The sequence below is a fragment of the Alteromonas sp. S015 genome (assembly GCF_036864485.1).
In the GTDB taxonomy this organism is placed as follows: Bacteria; Pseudomonadota; Gammaproteobacteria; order Enterobacterales; family Alteromonadaceae; genus Alteromonas.
The window spans coordinates 501,123-519,985 of sequence record NZ_JAZETO010000002.1; the positions used below are offsets into that span (position 1 = coordinate 501,123).

17 protein-coding genes are annotated in these 18,863 nt (G+C 44.9%); 14 read left to right on the top strand and 3 right to left on the bottom strand.

The window, feature by feature from the left end:
* Positions 1 to 87 precede the first annotated feature (87 nt).
* The 3 genes from dapD to map all read right to left on the bottom strand — a co-directional run bounded on the left by dapD (position 88) and on the right by map (position 4,680).
* Entirely contained in the window at positions 88 to 912 is an 825-nt protein-coding gene (gene dapD, locus V7R42_RS06220; RefSeq protein WP_014997565.1) for a 2,3,4,5-tetrahydropyridine-2,6-dicarboxylate N-succinyltransferase, read from the bottom strand.
* Complete coding sequence (gene glnD / locus V7R42_RS06225; RefSeq protein WP_334019325.1) at positions 909 to 3,560, bottom strand: [protein-PII] uridylyltransferase; 2,652 nt, start codon at positions 3,558 to 3,560, stop codon at positions 909 to 911. The genes dapD and glnD overlap by 4 nt, the downstream gene beginning before the upstream one ends.
* A 325-nt stretch (positions 3,561 to 3,885) precedes the next feature.
* Complete coding sequence (gene map / locus V7R42_RS06230) at positions 3,886 to 4,680, bottom strand: type I methionyl aminopeptidase (protein WP_334019387.1); 795 nt, start codon at positions 4,678 to 4,680, stop codon at positions 3,886 to 3,888.
* Between the two features lie 412 nt (positions 4,681 to 5,092).
* Between map and rpsB the strand changes: the two genes are divergently transcribed.
* From rpsB to rnhB, 14 genes are all read left to right on the top strand, one after another.
* Positions 5,093 to 5,824, top strand: coding sequence for a 30S ribosomal protein S2 (rpsB, locus tag V7R42_RS06235; protein ID WP_334019326.1), 732 nt, complete (start codon positions 5,093 to 5,095; stop codon positions 5,822 to 5,824).
* A 121-nt stretch (positions 5,825 to 5,945) separates the two neighbouring features.
* Complete coding sequence (gene tsf / locus V7R42_RS06240; protein WP_334019327.1) at positions 5,946 to 6,818, top strand: translation elongation factor Ts; 873 nt, start codon at positions 5,946 to 5,948, stop codon at positions 6,816 to 6,818.
* A 236-nt stretch (positions 6,819 to 7,054) separates the two neighbouring features.
* On the top strand, positions 7,055 to 7,792 hold the full coding sequence (gene pyrH, locus V7R42_RS06245) for a UMP kinase (protein WP_105932280.1): 738 nt from the start codon (positions 7,055 to 7,057) through the stop codon (positions 7,790 to 7,792).
* Positions 7,793 to 7,815: 23 nt separating this feature from the next.
* The gene (gene frr, locus V7R42_RS06250; protein ID WP_014948555.1) at positions 7,816 to 8,373 is read left to right on the top strand and encodes a ribosome recycling factor; all 558 of its coding nucleotides are present in this window, start codon (positions 7,816 to 7,818) and stop codon (positions 8,371 to 8,373) included.
* 9 nt (positions 8,374 to 8,382) lie between these two features.
* Positions 8,383 to 9,165, top strand: a complete 783-nt coding sequence (gene uppS, locus V7R42_RS06255; protein ID WP_334019328.1) for a polyprenyl diphosphate synthase — start codon at positions 8,383 to 8,385, stop codon at positions 9,163 to 9,165.
* Between the two features lie 54 nt (positions 9,166 to 9,219).
* Positions 9,220 to 10,083 (top strand): phosphatidate cytidylyltransferase, encoded by an 864-nt coding sequence (locus tag V7R42_RS06260; protein ID WP_334019329.1) that lies wholly within the window; start codon positions 9,220 to 9,222, stop codon positions 10,081 to 10,083.
* Entirely contained in the window at positions 10,083 to 11,270 is a 1,188-nt protein-coding gene (gene ispC, locus V7R42_RS06265) for a 1-deoxy-D-xylulose-5-phosphate reductoisomerase (RefSeq protein WP_334019330.1), read from the top strand. The genes V7R42_RS06260 and ispC overlap by 1 nt, the downstream gene beginning before the upstream one ends.
* Positions 11,264 to 12,616, top strand: coding sequence for a sigma E protease regulator RseP (rseP, locus tag V7R42_RS06270; protein WP_334019332.1), 1,353 nt, complete (start codon positions 11,264 to 11,266; stop codon positions 12,614 to 12,616). The genes ispC and rseP overlap by 7 nt, the downstream gene beginning before the upstream one ends.
* 58 nt (positions 12,617 to 12,674) lie before the next feature.
* Entirely contained in the window at positions 12,675 to 15,152 is a 2,478-nt protein-coding gene (bamA, locus tag V7R42_RS06275) for an outer membrane protein assembly factor BamA (RefSeq protein ID WP_334019333.1), read from the top strand.
* Between the two features lie 61 nt (positions 15,153 to 15,213).
* Positions 15,214 to 15,729 carry an OmpH family outer membrane protein gene (locus V7R42_RS06280; RefSeq protein ID WP_334019334.1) on the top strand — a complete coding sequence of 172 codons (516 nt, stop codon included), beginning with the start codon at positions 15,214 to 15,216 and terminating at the stop codon, positions 15,727 to 15,729.
* Positions 15,730 to 15,922: 193 nt separating this feature from the next.
* Complete coding sequence (gene fabZ, locus V7R42_RS06285; protein WP_334019335.1) at positions 15,923 to 16,372, top strand: 3-hydroxyacyl-ACP dehydratase FabZ; 450 nt, start codon at positions 15,923 to 15,925, stop codon at positions 16,370 to 16,372.
* A 1-nt stretch (position 16,373) separates the two neighbouring features.
* Positions 16,374 to 17,144: an acyl-ACP--UDP-N-acetylglucosamine O-acyltransferase gene (gene lpxA / locus V7R42_RS06290; protein WP_334019336.1), complete on the top strand. Its 771-nt coding sequence runs from the start codon at positions 16,374 to 16,376 to the stop codon at positions 17,142 to 17,144.
* Positions 17,145 to 17,146: 2 nt separating this feature from the next.
* Positions 17,147 to 18,295 (top strand): lipid-A-disaccharide synthase, encoded by a 1,149-nt coding sequence (gene lpxB, locus V7R42_RS06295; RefSeq protein WP_334019337.1) that lies wholly within the window; start codon positions 17,147 to 17,149, stop codon positions 18,293 to 18,295.
* Positions 18,288 to 18,860 carry a ribonuclease HII gene (gene rnhB / locus V7R42_RS06300; protein ID WP_014997575.1) on the top strand — a complete coding sequence of 191 codons (573 nt, stop codon included), beginning with the start codon at positions 18,288 to 18,290 and terminating at the stop codon, positions 18,858 to 18,860. Before lpxB ends, rnhB begins: the two co-directional genes overlap by 8 nt.
* Positions 18,861 to 18,863 lie beyond the last annotated feature (3 nt).

Here is an 18,863-nt window from a genome sequence, read left to right on the forward strand (position 1 = left end):
CGCCTCTTTTTATGTGTAACTCTTTTTGCATGTGGCTCGGCTAACTAAAACTAAACCGAGTCCTAAGCGATAAGTCAGTAACACTGCTTACTCCACGCCGCGAAGTAGCGCATTAATTCCTACTTTAGCGCGGGTCTTCGCATCCACTTTCTTCACGATAATGGCTGCGTAAAGGCTGTATTTACCGTCGGCACTAGGCAGGTTACCGGCTACTACTACTGAACCTGCTGGTACACGGCCGTAGTGAATTTCACCGGTTTCGCGGTCATAAATACGAGTGCTCTGACCGATGTACACGCCCATTGAAATAACAGAACCTTCTTCAACGATAACACCTTCCACAATTTCAGAACGGGCACCGATGAAGCAGTTGTCTTCGATGATCGTTGGGTTGGCTTGTAGTGGCTCTAGTACGCCACCAATGCCTACACCACCTGAAAGGTGAACATTTTTACCGATTTGTGCACAAGAGCCGACCGTTGCCCACGTATCAACCATAGTGCCTTCGTCAACAAACGCACCAATGTTTACGTAAGAAGGCATAACAACGGCATTCTTGCCTACGAAAGTACCCGTACGTACCGCTGCTGGCGGAACAATACGTGCGCCATCAGCTGCAAACTGCTCAGCAGTGTAGTTAGTATATTTAAGCGGTACTTTGTCATAAAACTTACTTTCAGCACCTTCAATTACATCGTTGTTGTGAAGGCGGAAGAAAAGTAGAACCGCTTTTTTAAGCCATTGATGGACGACCCATTCGCCAGCAATTTTTTCGGCAACGCGCGCTTTACCTGTGTTTAAAAGGTCAATAGCTTGGGCCACTGCATCTCTTACTTCATCAGGTGCAGATGAAGGGCTAATGCTATCGCGATTTTCGAAGGCGTCTTCAATGATGGCTTTCAATTCATTCATGGTATTGTGATATCTTCAAGTTGGTCGAGTTTAAACAGGATACGCTTTTTAAGGTTCACCTGTTGTTCTTGGGTTAATGCTTTGCCAGCCTCATTGCTGACGATAAAAATATCTTCAGCTCGCTCGCCAATAGTGGCAATTTTCGCAAGCTTAAGCGTCATATTAGTATCAACGAATGCGTGACCAATTTTAGCCAAAATGCCTGGAGCGTCCAGGGCTTCTAGCTCAATAAGTGTAGCTTCATCGTTGATATTGAAAAAACGTACCTTGGTAGGCACGTCTAGTTGTTTCATTTGTCGAGGTAACTTTCGCTTATTTTCGTGTGAACGCCCCGGCTTTTCAAGTTGGGCAGAAATGGCATTCTCAATAGACGCAATACGGGATTCTGAGCTTATGCGACTACCATCATTTTCAAGAATGAGCATGCTATCGAATACATAGCCGTCTCGGGTTACGGTGACGTGGGCGTCGTGAATTGAACAGTTGCGACTGTCAAGCACTGATGCGACCTGCGCAAACAAGGCTTTTCTGTCTTTGCCGTAAACAAACACCTCAGTGCCGCCTTTAGCACTATTATCGTTGGCCTTAACTAACAGACCATTGTGTTCTGGTGTAAGCCATTCATTCTGAGCCTTGATTATTTCATCGGTATGCCATGCAATTTGCGTAGGCTTAAAGCGAACAAAGTAATCATCGTCAAGGCGGGCCCATAATGCGTCGATGGCAACCGACTCTATGGCGCGCTCCTGCAATATTTGTCTTGCCTGATGTTTGTGAGTGGTTACTCGCTCGTTCAGTGTTACCTGGCATTGCAGTCCATTATCCAATGCCTTTTGCGTCATTAAATATAACTCGCGAAGCAAAGATGCTTTCCAATCGTTCCAAAGGTTATCATTGGTGGCGCGAATATCGGCAAGGGTTAGCGTATAAAGCAAATTAAGGTGATTGTGACTCCTTACCGCGCCAGCAAACTCGCTTATAACGTCAGGATCGTAAATGTCACGGCGTTGAGCCACCACTGACATTAGTAGGTGGTTTTCCACTAGCCACGCAATCATTTCTGCGTCGTCATTGGGAACATCGTGTTGCTGACAAAACTTTGCCACATCCTGGGCACCCAGCGTGGAATGATCGCCGTTTCTACCTTTTGCGATGTCGTGGAAAATAGCCGCGATATAAAGTACTTCTGGTCTATCGAGGTTTCTACAAATTCTGCCACATCGCGGGAAATCTTTATTGGCTTTTGAGAAGAAGTAATTTACATGTTTTACTAATCGGTGAGTGTGTTCGTCTACCGTGTAGGCGTGAAACAGGTCAAACTGCATCATGCCAACAATAGCATCCCACTCAGGAAGATAAGCTTGTAAAATACCATACTGATGCATGATGTCCCATGCAAAATCAAAAAACTCAGGCTGTCTCATTAAGCGCATGAACTTTTCGCGACACAACGGGCGCTCTACATAGTACTCTGCTTCAAAAGCCCGGTGGGCGTTGCGCAGCTGACGGATACAAATCGTGCTGAGGCCTTGTACTTCTGGTGTGTTTGCCACCAAATGCAGAAAATCTAAGATAGCTTCGGGTGATGAAAATACGGTTTCGTGTCGTGGCGAAATCATATTATCGAGCAGTTCGAAATCTTCGTTTATGATCACGCTTTTCTGAACACTTTGATTCAGCATGTCGTACTTGAAGCGTTGAAGCAGCATTTGATTCAGTTCAGATACCCGCGCCACGGTACGGAAAAAGTCGCGCATCATTTTCTCGACAGACGATTTACCTTCTTCGCCGTACCCCATCATTTTTGCAACGTCGGGTTGGTAGTCGAAAAGCAATCGGTTTTCACTTCTGCTAGCAACCAGGTGTAGTGCACAGCGCATTTTCCAAAGGTGCATGCGACAAGCTATTAGCTCGCTGTGTTCTTGCTCGGTAAAATACCCGTGGCCTACTAAATTCCAGCCGTCGTACTCTTTAAAATGCTTTTTTGCTACCCAACCGATAGATTGAATATCACGCAGACATCCGGGGTTTTCTTTGATATTAGGTTCAAGGTTGTACGCGGTGCCGTTAAATTTTGCGTGGCGCTTTTTCTGCTCCTCATACTTGGCTGAGAAAAACGCTTTGCTTGACCATGAGTTTCGACCGTTAACTTCATCCCACAATTTATCAAAGGTGGCTTCGCTACCGCAAAGTAATCGGCTCTCAACCAAATTGGTTGCAATCGTAATATCGTCTTTTGCTAGCTTAACCGTTTCTTTGATGGTACGAACCGACTGGCCGACATCTAATTTGATATCCCATAAAAGGGTGATGAACATTCCAATTTTTTCTTGCACATCGGGCTTAAGCTTCTTTCTGCTAACAATGAGTAAATCGATGTCTGAGTGAGGTTGCAGGTGACCACGACCGTAACCACCAACGGCGCAAAGCGATAATTCGTCAACAGTATCTAAACCATATAGCTGCCAAAGATGACAAAGTAACGCATCGACGAATTGTGCACGACCGGTGACAAGTTGATTAACCGGTGTAGTGTCGAAGGACTCTGTTATCCAAGCATAGCTGGCTTCCACGCACGACTTAATGGCGGGAATTTCATCAACAGAGCTGATTGTGTCGATATTCTTTATCAGTGATTGCAGCGTCAAAATACACCTTTGAAATAGACTTCTTTTTAGACGCTAAGAACAATAACATGAATTGGTAGCAGTGCGCAGTAGCAAATTAATGCATAAGTTAGGTTGAATTGTGAATATTTATGGTTTTTTGTTATAGGTGTGTAGCGCAATAAACGAAAGGGAAGCAGAAGGCATACTATCGAAATTTGAGCGTTCGGATTGAAGCTTGCGAATGATGTAAAAAAGCGGCCGTTTACTCAACAACCGCTTTATAAAAATCCATTGGACTTCACTTTACAAACTTGCAATAAATAACGCGCAAAAGTAGCCCGTTATCAATATTGTCGAAGTCGTTTTACCCGTGAGAAATGACGCGCTCCAAGGTTTCTTCTTCGCGAAGCGTAAGAATCTCAACGCCAGTTTCAGTGACCAAAAGCGTATGTTCCCATTGAGCACTTAAACTTCTATCTTTCGTCACCACGGTCCACTGGTCTGGCAGCACTTTTGAGTAGCGCTTTCCTGCGTTTACCATAGGCTCGATAGTGAAGCACATACCCGGCTCTAACACGTCCCCCGTGCCTGGTTTACCGTAGTGAACAATTTGTGGTTCTTCGTGGAAGCTAGCACCAATGCCGTGGCCGCAGTACTCACGAACAATTGAATAGTTATGCGCTTCTGCGTGAGTTTGACATATATGACCAATATCACCAAGTCGCATGCCTGGCTTCACTTGCTCAATAGCCTTATATAGGCATTCTTGGGTAACGCGAATTAGGCGTTCTGCAAGAATCGAAGGCTTACCGACCACGAACATTTTTGATGTATCGCCATGGTAGCCGTCTTTTATAACCGTAACATCGATGTTTATGATGTCACCGTCTTTCAGTTTCTTGTCAGAAGGGATACCGTGACAAATACAGTGGTTTACAGACGTACAAATAGACTTAGGAAAAGGCGGATGGCCATAGTTTAAAGGCGCGGGTACCGCTTTTTGCTCATTTACTATGTAGTCGTGGCAAATAGTATTCAGCTCATCAGTGGTAACGCCTTTCTTTACATAAGGCTCTATCATGGTGAGCACTTCGGCAGCCAGTTTACCGGCTACGCGCATTTTTTCGATTTCTTCTGGGGTTTTGATAATAGCTGTCACAGCGCCTCTCAAATCGTTTGAAACTAGTTTTATGAAGAATATTGATTGCTTACGCATTATAACACCATTCGGGCCATTCTTAGTAAGGTTATGATATTGATGGCTTTTATTTGTTCTCCGGTAGCGCGTTACGCAAGGTGGTTGACGGGGCTACACTTTCTTAAGTCGTATTGCACCAAACCTTAGCTTTTTACCCTCAAAACTTGAGGCTCAGGTGGGAATGTGGTATAAAGCGCGCGCCCTGACGGAAAGCTCATTTTGCTACGTGCATTTTGCACCGTTTTAGAGGGTAAATTTATTCTATTAAAACACACATATACCGACACTTCGTATCGGGGTGTTCAGTTCAACTTAGGTTGGTCTGAATCGATACAAGGGGTATATGGAGGCCTAACCCCAAGAGGAAAATAAAATGGCTAATGTTTCTATGCGTGACATGCTGAAAGCAGGTGTGCATTTCGGTCACCAAACTCGTTACTGGAACCCAAAGATGAAGCCTTTCATCTTCGGCGCACGCAACAAAGTTCATATCATCAACCTTGAAAAAACGGTTCCACTTTTCAACAACGCACTTAACTACCTTTCAGGTGTTGCGTCTAAGAAAGGTAAAATCCTTTTCGTTGGTACAAAGCGCGCCGCTGGCGAAGCAGTTAAAGACGCTGCTCTTAAGTGCGACCAGTACTACGTAAACAAGCGTTGGTTAGGTGGTATGCTGACTAACTGGAAAACAGTACGTCAGTCAATCAAACGTCTTAAAGATCTAGAGCAACAAGCTCAAGACGGTACGTTTGAGAAGCTAACTAAGAAAGAAGCACTTATGCTTCAGCGCGAAATGGACAAGCTTGAAAACAGCCTTGGCGGTATCAAAGACATGGGCGGTCTTCCTGACGCGATCTTTGTTATCGACGCAGATCACGAGCACATTGCTATCACTGAAGCGCGCAACCTAGGTATTCCTGTTGTTGGTGTTGTAGATACTAACTCTAACCCAGACGGTGTTGATTACATCATTCCTGGTAACGACGATGCTATCCGTGCTATCCAACTTTACTTGGATGCTGCTGCAAACGCTATTAATTCAGGTCGTGAAAGCAACCTCGAAGTACAAGCTGAGCAAGACGACTTCGTAGAAGCGGCAGAGTAATTCTGATTGCTTGCTGTCATATCAAGATAATATGACAGCGCTATTATACGAAACGTATTGAGGGGGCGACATCGCCCCTTTTACCTAACGAATTTAAAATTTAATGCTGAGGAATTGAAAAATGGCAGTGACTGCAGCACTAGTAAAAGAACTGCGCGAACGTACTGGCGCAGGTATGCTGGATTGTAAAAAAGCCCTGGTTGAAACCGATGGTGACATTGAGTTAGCCATTGAAAATATGCGTAAATCAGGTCAAGCGAAAGCAGCTAAAAAAGCAGGCCGTATCGCAGCTGAAGGTGTAATCCTTACTAAAGTTGAAGCGGGTCGTGCGACTATGCTTGAACTAAACTGTGAAACTGACTTTGTTGCTCGTGACGAAGGTTTCCTAAAGTTCGGTAACGAGCTTTTAGAAGTAGCAGCAGCTAATAACATTAACGACATCGAAGCGCTTAATGACGCTGACATGAACGGCGTTAAAGTTAGCGAAGCGCGTGACGCACTTGTTGCTAAAATTGGCGAAAACATCTCTCCTCGTCGCGTTATCAACGTTGAAGGCGATACACTAGGCGCTTACATCCACGGCGGCCGCATTGGCGTTATCTCTATCCTTACTGGCGGTGACGAAGAGCTAGCGAAAGACGTTGCAATGCACGTTGCAGCTGCAAGCCCGCAGTTCGTTAAGCCTGAAAACGTTCCAGCAGAAGTTGTTGAGAAAGAGAAAGAAATCCAAATCGAAATCGCTATCCAGTCTGGTAAGCCAGCTGATATCGCTGAGAAAATGGTTGCAGGCCGCATGAAGAAGTTCACTGGTGAAGTGAGCTTGACTGGTCAGCCTTTCGTTAAAGATCCTTCAATCTCTGTAGCTGAACTTCTTAAGAACAACGGCGCAGACGTTATCAACTTCGTACGTTTCGAAGTGGGTGAAGGTATCGAGAAGAAGACTGAAGACTTCGCTGCTGAAGTAGCTGCTCAAATGGAAGCTGCTAAGAAATAATTGAGTGTTTATCTTTTGCATTAAGCAATAGTTAGATAAACTACAAAGCACCTCTTAGGAGGTGCTTTTTTATAGCTAAACGTCTTTAGTGTTGCCATTGCAGCGTGTAAGTGTGAAGCTAGGCTAGACGAGTACGCGCCTGCCTGACAAACGAAAGCGCTTTGTCCTATGTTTTTTGCACCAGTGATTTAATGAAAGACATAGGACAAAACGGGTTTACGAGGACAATTCAAACTATGAGTATCACACCAAAATCAGCATACCGACGCATTTTGTTAAAACTTAGTGGTGAAGCCCTTATGGGTGCAGAAGGCTTTGGCATAGACCCTAAAGTGCTAGATAGAATGGCACAAGAAATTAAAGAGCTGGTTGAACTTGGTGTTCAAGTTGGTCTTGTTATTGGTGGTGGTAACTTGTTCCGTGGCGAAGGCTTGGCAAAGGCGGGCATGAACCGCGTTGTTGGCGATCACATGGGAATGTTGGCTACCGTTATGAATGGCTTAGCCATGCGCGACGCGCTTCACCGTGCATTTGTTAATGCTCGTATGATGTCAGCTATTCCGCTAAATGGCGTGTGCGATGCCTACAATTGGGCAGAAGCTATCAGTCTTCTTAAGTCGGGACGCGTTGTTATCTTCTCTGCGGGCACAGGTAATCCGTTTTTCACTACCGATTCAGCGGCCTGCTTACGCGGTATCGAAATTGAAGCTGATGCCGTTTTAAAAGCGACGAAAGTTGACGGTGTATATAGTGATGATCCGGTTAAAAACCCGGAAGCAACGCTTTATGACGAATTGACTTATCAAGAAGTGCTAGAAAAAGAACTTAAAGTGATGGACTTGTCAGCGTTTACTTTGGCGCGCGATCACAGCTTGCCAATTCGCGTCTTCAACATGAATAAGCCAGGTTGCCTAAAACGTGTTGTGATGGGCGAAAAAGAAGGTACTGTTATTCGCCACGCTGACAACGATTAATTAAGAACAATAGGATACAAATCGTGATTGATGAAATTGAATTAGATGCGCAAGAGCGCATGGAAAAAAGCCTGGTTTCTCTTAAAGGCCAATTCAGCAAAATTCGCACAGGTCGTGCGCATCCAAGCCTTCTAGATGGCATCATGGTACCTTATTACGGTGTAGACACACCGCTAAAACAAGTGGCTAACGTAGTTGCAGAAGACAGCCGCACACTTGCGCTGACGGTATTCGACAAAAGTGCTATTCAAGCAGTTGAAAAAGCCATTATGCAGTCAGATTTGGGCTTAAACCCAATGAGCGCCGGTGGTTCAATTCGTATACCGCTTCCTCCACTTACCGAAGAGCGTCGTAAGGACCTTATTCGCGTTGTACGTAACGAAGCGGAAGGTGGTCGTGTAGCTATCCGTAACATCCGTCGAGACGCGAACGGTGACATTAAAGATCTTCTTAAAGAGAAAGAGATCAGTGAAGATGAGAGCCGTGCAGCAGAAGAAAATATTCAGTCTATTACTAACGATTTCATTAAGAAAGTTGACAGCATGCTTGCTGACAAAGAAAAAGAACTAATGGAAGTATAAGTCAGTATTATGATTGGAAAGCGTTTAAGCGCAGCCAAATCGACAAAAGCCGAGGCGCCAGCAGCGACTGCTGGCCCGAAGCACGTTGCTATCATTATGGATGGCAATGGTCGATGGGCGCAAAAGAAAGGGAAAATTCGTACTTTTGGTCATAAAGCCGGGGTAGAATCTGTTCGTTCTGTTGTGCGCTTTGCACGTCAAAACGGCATTGAATCACTGACGCTATTCGCGTTTTCAAGTGAAAACTGGAAGCGTCCCGAAGAAGAAGTTAGTGTTTTGATGGAACTATTTAACCTTGTGCTTAACAGCGAAGCAAAACGATTACACAAAAATGGTGTACGTTTAAAGGTTATTGGTGATGTTGGGGCATTTGATGCCAAGCTAGTCGAAAAAATTCGAAAAGCGGAAGACATGACCAAAGACAATAAAGACTTGGTCTTAAACATTGCCGCAAACTATGGCGGTAGATGGGATATTGTAAACGCAGCTCAACAGCTTGCTATGCAAGTTAAAAGCGGCGATTTAGAAGTAGAAAGTATTACTGAAGACGCACTTGATGCGCACATTTCAACAGCTAACCTTCCTGAGTTAGACCTTCTTATTCGCACTGGTGGCGAGCACCGTATTAGCAACTTTTTGCTTTGGCAATGTGCTTACGCTGAACTGTATTTTACCGACGTTCTATGGCCCGACTTCAATGAAGATGTGTTTCAATTAGCCGTAGATGATTTTAATGTTCGCCAACGTCGTTTCGGTCTAACCGGTGAACAGGTAGTGACGGCCGATGGTTAACTCCACGCAAGCGATTATCAGGTTAGCCCTAGTAACGATTGCCAAGGGCAAATTATGCTAAAACAACGAATAATAACCGCATTAATTCTCGCGCCACTGGCGCTTTACGCTATTCTTTTTCTTCCTATATTTTGGTTTGAAATAGCCATTGCTGGCGTTGTCGGAATTGGGGCTTATGAGTGGGCGAATATGTCGGGCGTATGTGAGCGTCCAAAAAAGCTTATTTATATGGCGGGCGCCTTCGCCATATGCATTACATTGTCACTTATTGTTGATGCTAGCGCAATTTGGTATCAAGGCCAGTTACACGGCTTATATCGCGCAATATTAACCATTGCGGTTTTGTGGTGGATAGCCTCTTTATTCATGGTGCTTGCCTACCCTAAATATTCTAGGTTCTGGAAGGACAGCCGTAGCGTCAGAACCCTGTTTGGTGCACTTACGCTTATTCCTACATGGGTAGCAGTAGTGGCGCTTCGTACGAGTTTGCACGATGTAGACCCGTTCTATGGTGCCTCACTTATCTTCTACGTACTTGGTATTGTTTGGGCAGCAGATATAGGCGCATTCTTTGTTGGCGTGAAATTTGGTCGCCATAAATTGCGTCCAAATGTATCGCCTGGCAAAAGCTTAGAAGGCTTGCTAGGTGGGATTGCAGCTTCATTTGCCATTATCGCTTTTGCTGCTCTTCACTATCAAGTAGAACCGTCTCGTATATGGCTTCATTTAGCTATTGGTGGCATCACAGTTGCTGTTTCAGCCCTTGGCGATTTGAACGAAAGCATGCTAAAACGCTGTGCGGGTATAAAAGACAGTGGCAAAATTCTTCCTGGTCACGGTGGTGTGCTTGATAGAATTGATAGCTTAACAGCAGCTTTCCCTGTTTTCGCGTTCTGCTATGTAACCTGGATGGCGTAATGCAAACAGTAACAGTGTTAGGGGCCACCGGCTCCATTGGTTGTAATACACTTGACGTAATAAACCGCCATCCAGATAAATACCGCGTATTTGCTATTACTGGTAACTCTCAGCTTGAATTACTTATGGAGCAGGCTCAGAAATGCGCACCGCGCTATGTGGTAATTGCCGATGATGCTCACTACAAAGATGCTTGTGAGTTATCATCTCAGTATGGCGTTGACGCAGAAATTCTCTCTGGAGCCAAGGCGCTGGAAGAAGTATCAAGTGCGCCTGAGGTTGATGCCGTGATGGCAGCTATTGTGGGAGCGGCAGGGCTACTACCTACATTGGCAGCGGTTAAGGCTGGCAAGCGCGTTTTGCTTGCCAACAAAGAAGCCTTGGTCATGTCCGGCGCTTTATTTATCGAAGCAGCGAATCAAAGTGGCGCAGAAATTCTTCCTATTGACAGCGAGCACAACGCCATATTTCAGTGCTTACCGAACGATTATGAATACGGTAATTTCGCGGCATCAGGCATTCGTAAAATTCTGCTTACGGGTTCAGGTGGTCCGTTTAGAGAAAGGGTGCTTAATAGCTTCTCGTCAATTACTATTGATGAAGCGAGTACACATCCTAACTGGTCGATGGGCAGAAAAATAACAATCGATTCGGCGACTATGATGAACAAGGGGTTGGAGTTCATTGAAGCTTGTTGGCTGTTTGGCGCTGGGGTTGATGATATTGATGTGGTTATCCACCCGCAAAGTATTATTCACTCTATGGTGCAATACGTTGACGGTTCGGTCATCGCACAAATGGGCAACCCTGACATGCGCACGCCTATCGCCTATGGCTTGGCACATCCGCAGCGAATTGAAGCTGGCGTTACGCCACTCGACTTTTCAGATATAGCAAACTTCAGCTTTCAAACGCCTTGCTTTGAGCGTTACCCTAATTTAAAGCTTGCAATTGATGCATGCAAAGAGGGGCAATGTGCAACAACGCGTGTGAACGCATCAAATGAAGTGGCAGTTGAAGCCTTTTTAGAAGGTAAGATTCAGTTTTGTGACATTGCCAAAGTGAATGACGCCACGCTTAACGCCATGCCTTATGTTTCAGTAAGTTCTATTCAGCAAATACTAGAGCAAGACAGCTTAGCAAGAGCAAAAGCTAACGAAATTATTCGAGGTAAATTCCAGTGCTAGCATTTTTATGGAGTCTTGGTGCATTCATTGTAGCCTTAGGCATTTTGGTTGCTGTACATGAATGGGGGCACTTTTACGTTGCTCGTCAATGCGGTGTGCAAGTAGAGCGTTTTTCAATTGGTTTTGGAAAGCCAATTTGGCGTAAGACAAGCAAGTCGGGTACTGAATATGTTATCGCTATGATCCCGCTTGGTGGCTACGTTCGCATGCTTGATGGCCGGATTGATGACGTACCGCCCGAGTTAGAAGATAAAGCCTTCAACAACAAACCAGTACTACAGCGCATGGCGGTGATCGCAGCGGGCCCTGGTGTTAATTTTATTTTTGCATTTTTCGCCCTGTGGTTAATGTATTTGGTGGGACTGGACACGGTTAAACCGGTAGTGAAAGAGGTTGAACCAGAAAGCATTGCAGCCATTGCTGGAGTGCGACCTGGCGATGAAATTATTAAAATAGGCGACAGAAGTACACCCGATTGGGAAGCCGTTAATTTAGAAATAGTCTCAAATATTGGTGCTGAAAATGCCAGTGTTACGGTTAAAAATTCATCAAATGTCGAAAAAGAACTGACTTTTACACTGGGGGCTTGGAACTTTGACCCAGATAGCGAGTCTCCTTTAAGCAGCTTAGGACTTACCCCTTATCGTCCAGACGCAACGTTAATCGTTGGGTTCGTTGGTGAAGGGAGTGCGGCTCAGCAAGCGGGCTTAAAACCCGGTGATGAGCTCATTGCACTAAATGGTACCAAGTTGTCATCGTGGGAGCGATTAGTTGACGTTATTGTTGAAAGTCCCGGAGAGAATATCTCACTTGATATACAAAGAGATGGACAACCACTGACGTTAGATGCCACGATAGCGCGCCGCGATACACCACAGGGGCAAAGTGGCTATCTCGGTGTAAGCCCAACATTTGAGCCTTGGCCAGAAGGGTATGTGTTTACTCATCAATATGGCATTATAGAGGCTATTGGGAAGGCGCTTGATAAAACGTGGCGCCTTATGACACTCAGTGTTGAAATGATAGGTAAGCTCATCACAGGCGACGTGTCAGTGAAGAATTTGAGCGGGCCTATCTCAATTGCTCAAGGTGCGGGAACAAGTGCTGGGTATGGACTTGCGTACTTTTTGAGTTTTCTTGCCTTAATAAGCGTAAATTTAGGCATAATAAATTTATTACCCTTGCCCATGCTTGATGGTGGTCACCTCATGTTTTTTATCGTGGAGTGGATCACAGGCAAACCTGTGCCTGAAGCGGTGCAGGAATGGGGTTACAGAATAGGTGGCGTGCTTCTGTTTATGATCATGGGTATCGCAATTTTTAACGATATCGCTCGCATAACCTGATTGAAATCAGGAAGTACAAAACAGCTAATACAAAACGCGGCTAGGAAAAGAAAAATAGATGAAGTTAAAACAGTTAGTAGCAGCCGGAGCCATTCTTTCCAGTGCTAGCTTTGCCAACGCTGCGGCGCAAGACAGTGAATTTGTCGTTGAAGATATTCGCGTAGAAGGTTTGCAACGAGTTGCACTTGGTGCAGCCTTAACCTACTTGCCCGTACAAGTTGGCGACGAGCTTAATACATTTAGGGTAACGCAGCTTATTCGCTCGCTGTACTCTTCAACTCACTTTGAAAATGTAGAAATTCTTCGCGACGGCAATACGCTCGTTGTGCGTGTTTCTGAACGTCCTACCATCAGCAATATTATTTTTGACGGCAACGATGATATAAAAGATGAGCAGCTACAGGAAAGCTTGGACGGAAACGGTGTTCGCATTGGTGAACCGCTTGATAAGACAGTATTAACTTCTATTGAGAACGGTCTCAAAGACTTTTTTTATAGCATTGGTAAATACAATGCTGATGTAACAGCCATCATCACACCGCTACCGCGTAACCGCGTAGACTTGAAGTTGCTTTTCGAAGAAGGCGATGCCGCTGAGATTGAGCAAATCAATATTGTCGGTAACGAAATCTTTTCAGACGAAGAGTTGATGGAGGCTTTCGAGCTGCAGTATGACACGCCTTGGTGGGATTTCTTATCAGAAACCCGCTACCAGCAACAAACCTTGCAAGGTGATATGGAAACGCTGCGTAACCATTACTTGAACCGCGGTTACTTGCGTTTTAACGTCGACTCTACCCAAGTTTCAATGACACCTGAAAAGTCAGGCATCTACATAGCTATGAACGTTACAGAGGGTGAGCAGTACACCATCTCTGAAGTGGAATTAGTGGGCGATGTACTTGGTCATGAAGAGTATATCGAGCGCGTGCTTCCTCTTACAACGGGTGAGTTGTATAACCAAGCAGAAGTGACGTATACAGAAGAATTTATCAGTAAGTATCTTGGTCGTTTTGGGTACGCTTACCCAACAGTAACTACGGTTCCTGAAATTAATGACGAAGACAAAACAGTTAAGCTGACACTGTCTGTTGACCCAGGTAAGCGTATTTACGTCAACCGTATTAAGTTTAACGGTAACGTGGTAACAGCAGATAGCGTACTGCGTCAGAACGTAAGTCAAATGGAAGGCACGTGGCTGTCGAATAACTTGTTAGAGTCTTCTAAGAATCAGCTTTCTCGACTCACCTATATGGAAGAAGTCGAGTTTGAAACCGTGCGTATTCCAGGGTCGGAAGATAAAGTAGACGTTAATTTTAACGTCAAAGAACAGCCATCGGGCTCATTCAATGCGGGTATCGGTTACGGTGATAGAACGAAGCTAAGTTTGCAGGCGGGTATCCAGCAAGATAACTTCTTAGGTACTGGTAAGCGTGTTGGCTTGAACCTTAGTACGGTTTCTTATCAGCGTAGTGCGCAAATCACCTATAACGACCCTTATTTTACCATTGATGGTATCAGCTTGGGTGGAAGCATAGGCTACAGTGAATTCGACGGATCCGACTTCAACGTAATCCAATACAACTCAAAACGTTGGTCAATTGGTGCGAACATTGGTTACCCAATTAACGAATTCAACCGTATTAACTTCGGCTTGACCTACAGCAATGTTGAGCTCTTTAACCGCGGTTATTACGAGCAAACGGAACAGTTCTACAATCAGTTTACTAATGGTGAAGACCCTGATGCAGCCATTAAATACGACAGCTATTTGGCTAGCGTAAGCTGGAGCAGAAGTACGCTTAACCGCGGCTTGTTCCCTACCGCAGGTTCGTCTCAGCGAGCATCATTCAGTATTACTACGCCTAATTCAGACGTTAACTATTTCAAATCAGTTTTTGACGGAAAATGGTATTTTCCATTATCACGTAACCAGCGCTGGTCTTTCTTGGCTCGTGTACGTCTTGGTTACGGTAATGGTTATGGTGATATTAACGGCAATGAGCAAATATTGCCGTTTACAGAGAACTTTACGGCAGGTGGTTCAGACTCACTACGTGGCTTTGAAAATAATACGGTAGGTCCTCGCGGCATATTCCTAGGCAACACGGGTAGCATTGTTGGTCCCGATGGTGATGTGTTTACAGGTGATCCCGCTGATGCACAGCTGTCTTGGTCGCAGCGAAGCCTAGGTGGTAACGCAATGGCGCTTGGTGGTGTTGAGTTAATTGTTCCCACACCGTTTGTAGAAGAAGAAATGGATAACTCTGTGCGCACAAGTTTGTTTGTGGATGTGGGTAACGTGTGGGATACTGAGTTTGATTATGACTATTACCGTCAGTTTGACATAGCGTCTACTCAACGTGGCGAGCTATTGGACTATTCTGATTGGAGTCTGTATCGTAGCTCGGCTGGTATATCGGTTCAGTGGATTTCGCCAATGGGACCTATGGTATTCAGCTTCTCGAAAGCGATACAGGAACGTGATGGTGACGATGCGAGATTCTTCACTTTCAACATTGGTCAAACTTTCTAAGACATTAAAGTGAGCGCGTTTTGAGCGCGCTCTTTAGTAGGATTTACAAAAGGAGTTCCCTTTGAAACAGTTGGTAAAACATATCGTTGCAGGAGCTATGTTGGGTAGCGCTTTAGTTAGTACATCTGTAATGGCCGAGCAGAAAGTGGCTGTTGTCGATGTGCAAGGTATTTTCCAAGCGATGCCGCAAGCGGCTGAAATTCAAAACGCTATTCAGGCTGAGTTTAAAGATCAGCTTGAAGAAGTGAATCAACTGCAGCGCGATGGTCAGTTTTATGCAGAGCGTCTTCAGCGTGATGCAGCGACAATGAGCGATGCCGAGAAGAAAGAACTAGAACAAAAAATCTTGTCAGTGCGTGAAGAGCTAGCTAAAAAAGGGCAACCTTTACAGCAAAATATTCAACGTCGCAGTAACGAGGAGCGTAACAAGCTTCTTGGCCTTATCAAGCAGGCTATCGACGCTGTTGCAGCAAAGCAAGGTTACGATTTAGTACTTAACGCTGGTGCAGTTGCGTTTGCAAAAGAAGAGCACGATTTATCTGAGCAAGTTCTTGAGCAAGTAAGTAAAACTAATTAATCAACAGCGCTAATCGGTTGTGAAAATTGTCAGACCAACTCCCCAAAGGTGTTGGTCTGATTTGTTTTTCGCGCTTAACAGCGTATGGTTGCCGCCGTTTTTAGTTTTACGGCGAGTTTGACCAGTATGCCAATCAATCATCCGTATTGGTATAAAATAGTTATAGGTCATGCTTGTATACAGGAGAAAGTTTTTGGCCAATTCACTTAATACCATCGAAATTCAGGAGATATTGGAATTGTTACCACATCGGTATCCATTCCTACTTGTTGATCGTGTTACAGATTATGTTCTGGGTGAGTCTGTAAAGGCTTACAAGAATATCACTATCAATGAGCCGTGTTTCATGGGGCACTTCCCTGAGCACCCAATTTTCCCTGGTGTGTTAATTCTTGAAGCAATGGCACAAGCCGCCGGTGTTTTGGGATTTAAGACAATGGGTAACAATGATAAGTTATACTTGTATGCAGGAATTGATAACGCACGCTTTAAGCGTCCTGTTGTACCAGGAGACAGGCTCGAATTTGATGTCGCTTTAGTTAAAGAGCGCAGAGGGATTTGGAAATTTAAGGGTACTGCAAGTGTCGATGGTGACATCGCTTGTATTGCAGAGTTTATGTGTGCGATGAGAGAGATAGCTTAACGTGATCCATCCGACTGCGGTAATTTCAGAAAGTGCAACGATTGGTGAACATGTCACCATTGGCCCATTTTGTGTGGTAGACGATAACGTTACCATAGGCGATGGCTGTATTCTGAAGTCACATGTGGTGGTGCGCGGCCCAACGCGTATCGGTAAAAATAATAAGTTTTATCAGTTTTCTTCAATTGGTGAAGACTGCCAGGATAAAAAATATGCGGGCGAGCCTACTGAACTTGTAATCGGCGATGATAACGAGTTTAGGGAAGGGGTAACCGTTCACCGAGGCACTATCCAAGACAACAGCATTACCATTATCGGTTCTCGTTGTTTATTTATGGCCAACTCCCATGTGGCCCACGATTGTGTTCTAGGCAACGACATCATTATTGCGAACAGTGTTGCAATAGCTGGCCATGTTCACATGGATGACCATGTGATTGTTGGTGGTGCTGCAGGAATTCATCAGTTTTGTAGGATTGGTGCGCATTCGTTCTTGGGGGCTGGCGGTATTATTCTGCGCGACGTACCTCCTTTTGTTATGGTAAGCGGTCAAAAGAATATTCCACAGGGAATTAATTCTGAAGGGCTTAAGCGTCGCGGTTTCAACAAAGAAGAAGTAATGGCTATTAAGCGCGCTTACAAAGTGATATACCGCGAAGGCAATACCATACAAGAAGCCATTGAAAAACTTGCTGAGCCTTCAAAGGAATTCCCCGGTGTGGCACTAATGGTTAAGTTTTTACAAGACTCAGAGCGAGGCATTATTCGCTAATTATGTCTACACCTATCCGTATCGGCATGGTTGCCGGAGAGCCCTCTGGTGACGTGCTTGCCGCCGGAATGGTTGCCGAGTTGAAGCGCCAATACCCAGATGCTATTGTCGAAGGTATTGGCGGCCCAAACATGATAAACGCAGGTTTCCATAGTCTGTTCGATATGGAAACGCTGTCGGTTATGGGACTTGTTGAAGTCCTCTCCCATCTACCCGCCATTTTAAAAGTTAAAAAACAGCTTCTTGCTCATTTTGAGCAAAATCCGCCAGATATATTTGTGGGTATTGATGCGCCTGATTTTAATCTAAGAGTAGAAAAAGCGCTTAAAGCACGCGGTATCAAAACCATGCACTATGTGAGTCCGACTGTATGGGCGTGGCGTGAAAAGCGCATCCATAAAATAGCGAAAGCGACTAATCGCGTATTGGGTTTATTTCCTTTCGAGCAGCAGGTTTACGATAAATACCATGTTCCCTATACCTTTGTGGGACACACAATGGCTGACGCTATAGCAATTGAGCCCGACCAAAATGCGGCGCGCCAAGAATTAGGTGTAGATAGTAATGCTTCCGTATTGGCTGTACTTCCCGGCTCACGCAGAGGCGAAGTAGAAACGCTACTTCCTGTATTTCTGGAGACCATAGAAGCTATTCATGCTAAACGCAGCGACATTCAATTTCTTATCCCTGCTGCTAACGAACATCGTCTTGCACAAATAAAAGCACTCTTGCTGGAAGCCAATAATGCAGAGGAACGTTTACCCATTCAGGTAACGCAAGGCACATCGCGAGATGCGATGATAGCTAGTGATGTTATCTTGCTTGCTTCAGGCACGGCTACTTTAGAGGCCATGTTATGTAAGCGCCCCATGGTGGCCGCTTATTTACTTGCACCACTCACGTATAAAATTATGCAGCGCTTGTATAAAGCGCCGTTTTTCACTTTGCCGAACTTATTGGCTAATGAAGCTATTATTCCTGAATTACTTCAAGAAGAAGTAAATGCAGAGAATATGAGCAATCAGTTACTTAACTTTTTCGAAAGTGATAATTCAGCCCTGATTTCCCGTTTTACCGACCTCCACCATACGCTAAAATGCAACGCTGATAAAACAGCAGCAAAAGCTGTCGTGGAGGAATTGTTTGCATAAGTTAATTGCCGGCGTTGATGAAGTTGGTCGCGGCCCTTTAGTAGGTGATGTGGTTACCGCCGCGGTCATTCTCGACCCTGAAAATCCCATTGAAGGGCTAACCGACTCTAAAAAACTGAGTGAAAAAAAGCGCGTAGCCCTTGCCCAAGAAATTCGTGAAAAAGCACTATACTGGAATATCGGTAGAGCGAGCCCAGAAGAAATAGATAAGCTTAATATACTGCACGCTACCATGCTCGCCATGATCCGCGCAGTGGAAGGTTTACCTGTAAAGCCTGACTTTGTGCGCGTAGACGGCAACCGCGTTCCGGCTTGGAATTTTGAGTCTGAAGCGGTAGTGAAAGGTGACAGCCTACACGCAGAAATTTCCGCTGCATCTATTATTGCCAAGGTAGAGCGAGACAACGATATGATTTCGCTTCACGAGGCCTACCCGCAATATAACTTTGCCGGACACAAAGGTTACCCTACAAAAGCACACTTTGAAGCCATCGCTGAATATGGCATCTTAGACTGCTATCGAAAAAGTTTTAAACCTGTAAAAGCGCTACTCGAAGAGAAATAACAT

Excerpts from the sequence above, each read along its gene's own strand:
- dapD (WP_014997565.1), bottom strand. The coding sequence starts at position 912 with ATGAATGAATTGAAAGCCATCATTGAAGACGCCTTCGAAAATCGCGAT.
- rpsB (WP_334019326.1), top strand. The coding sequence starts at position 5,093 with ATGGCTAATGTTTCTATGCGTGACATGCTGAAAGCAGGTGTGCATTTC.
- tsf (WP_334019327.1), top strand. The coding sequence starts at position 5,946 with ATGGCAGTGACTGCAGCACTAGTAAAAGAACTGCGCGAACGTACTGGC.
- pyrH (WP_105932280.1), top strand. The coding sequence starts at position 7,055 with ATGAGTATCACACCAAAATCAGCATACCGACGCATTTTGTTAAAACTT.
- uppS (WP_334019328.1), top strand. The coding sequence starts at position 8,383 with ATGATTGGAAAGCGTTTAAGCGCAGCCAAATCGACAAAAGCCGAGGCG.
- V7R42_RS06260 (WP_334019329.1), top strand. The coding sequence starts at position 9,220 with ATGCTAAAACAACGAATAATAACCGCATTAATTCTCGCGCCACTGGCG.
- ispC (WP_334019330.1), top strand. The coding sequence starts at position 10,083 with ATGCAAACAGTAACAGTGTTAGGGGCCACCGGCTCCATTGGTTGTAAT.
- bamA (WP_334019333.1), top strand. The coding sequence starts at position 12,675 with ATGAAGTTAAAACAGTTAGTAGCAGCCGGAGCCATTCTTTCCAGTGCT.
- lpxB (WP_334019337.1), top strand. The coding sequence starts at position 17,147 with ATGTCTACACCTATCCGTATCGGCATGGTTGCCGGAGAGCCCTCTGGT.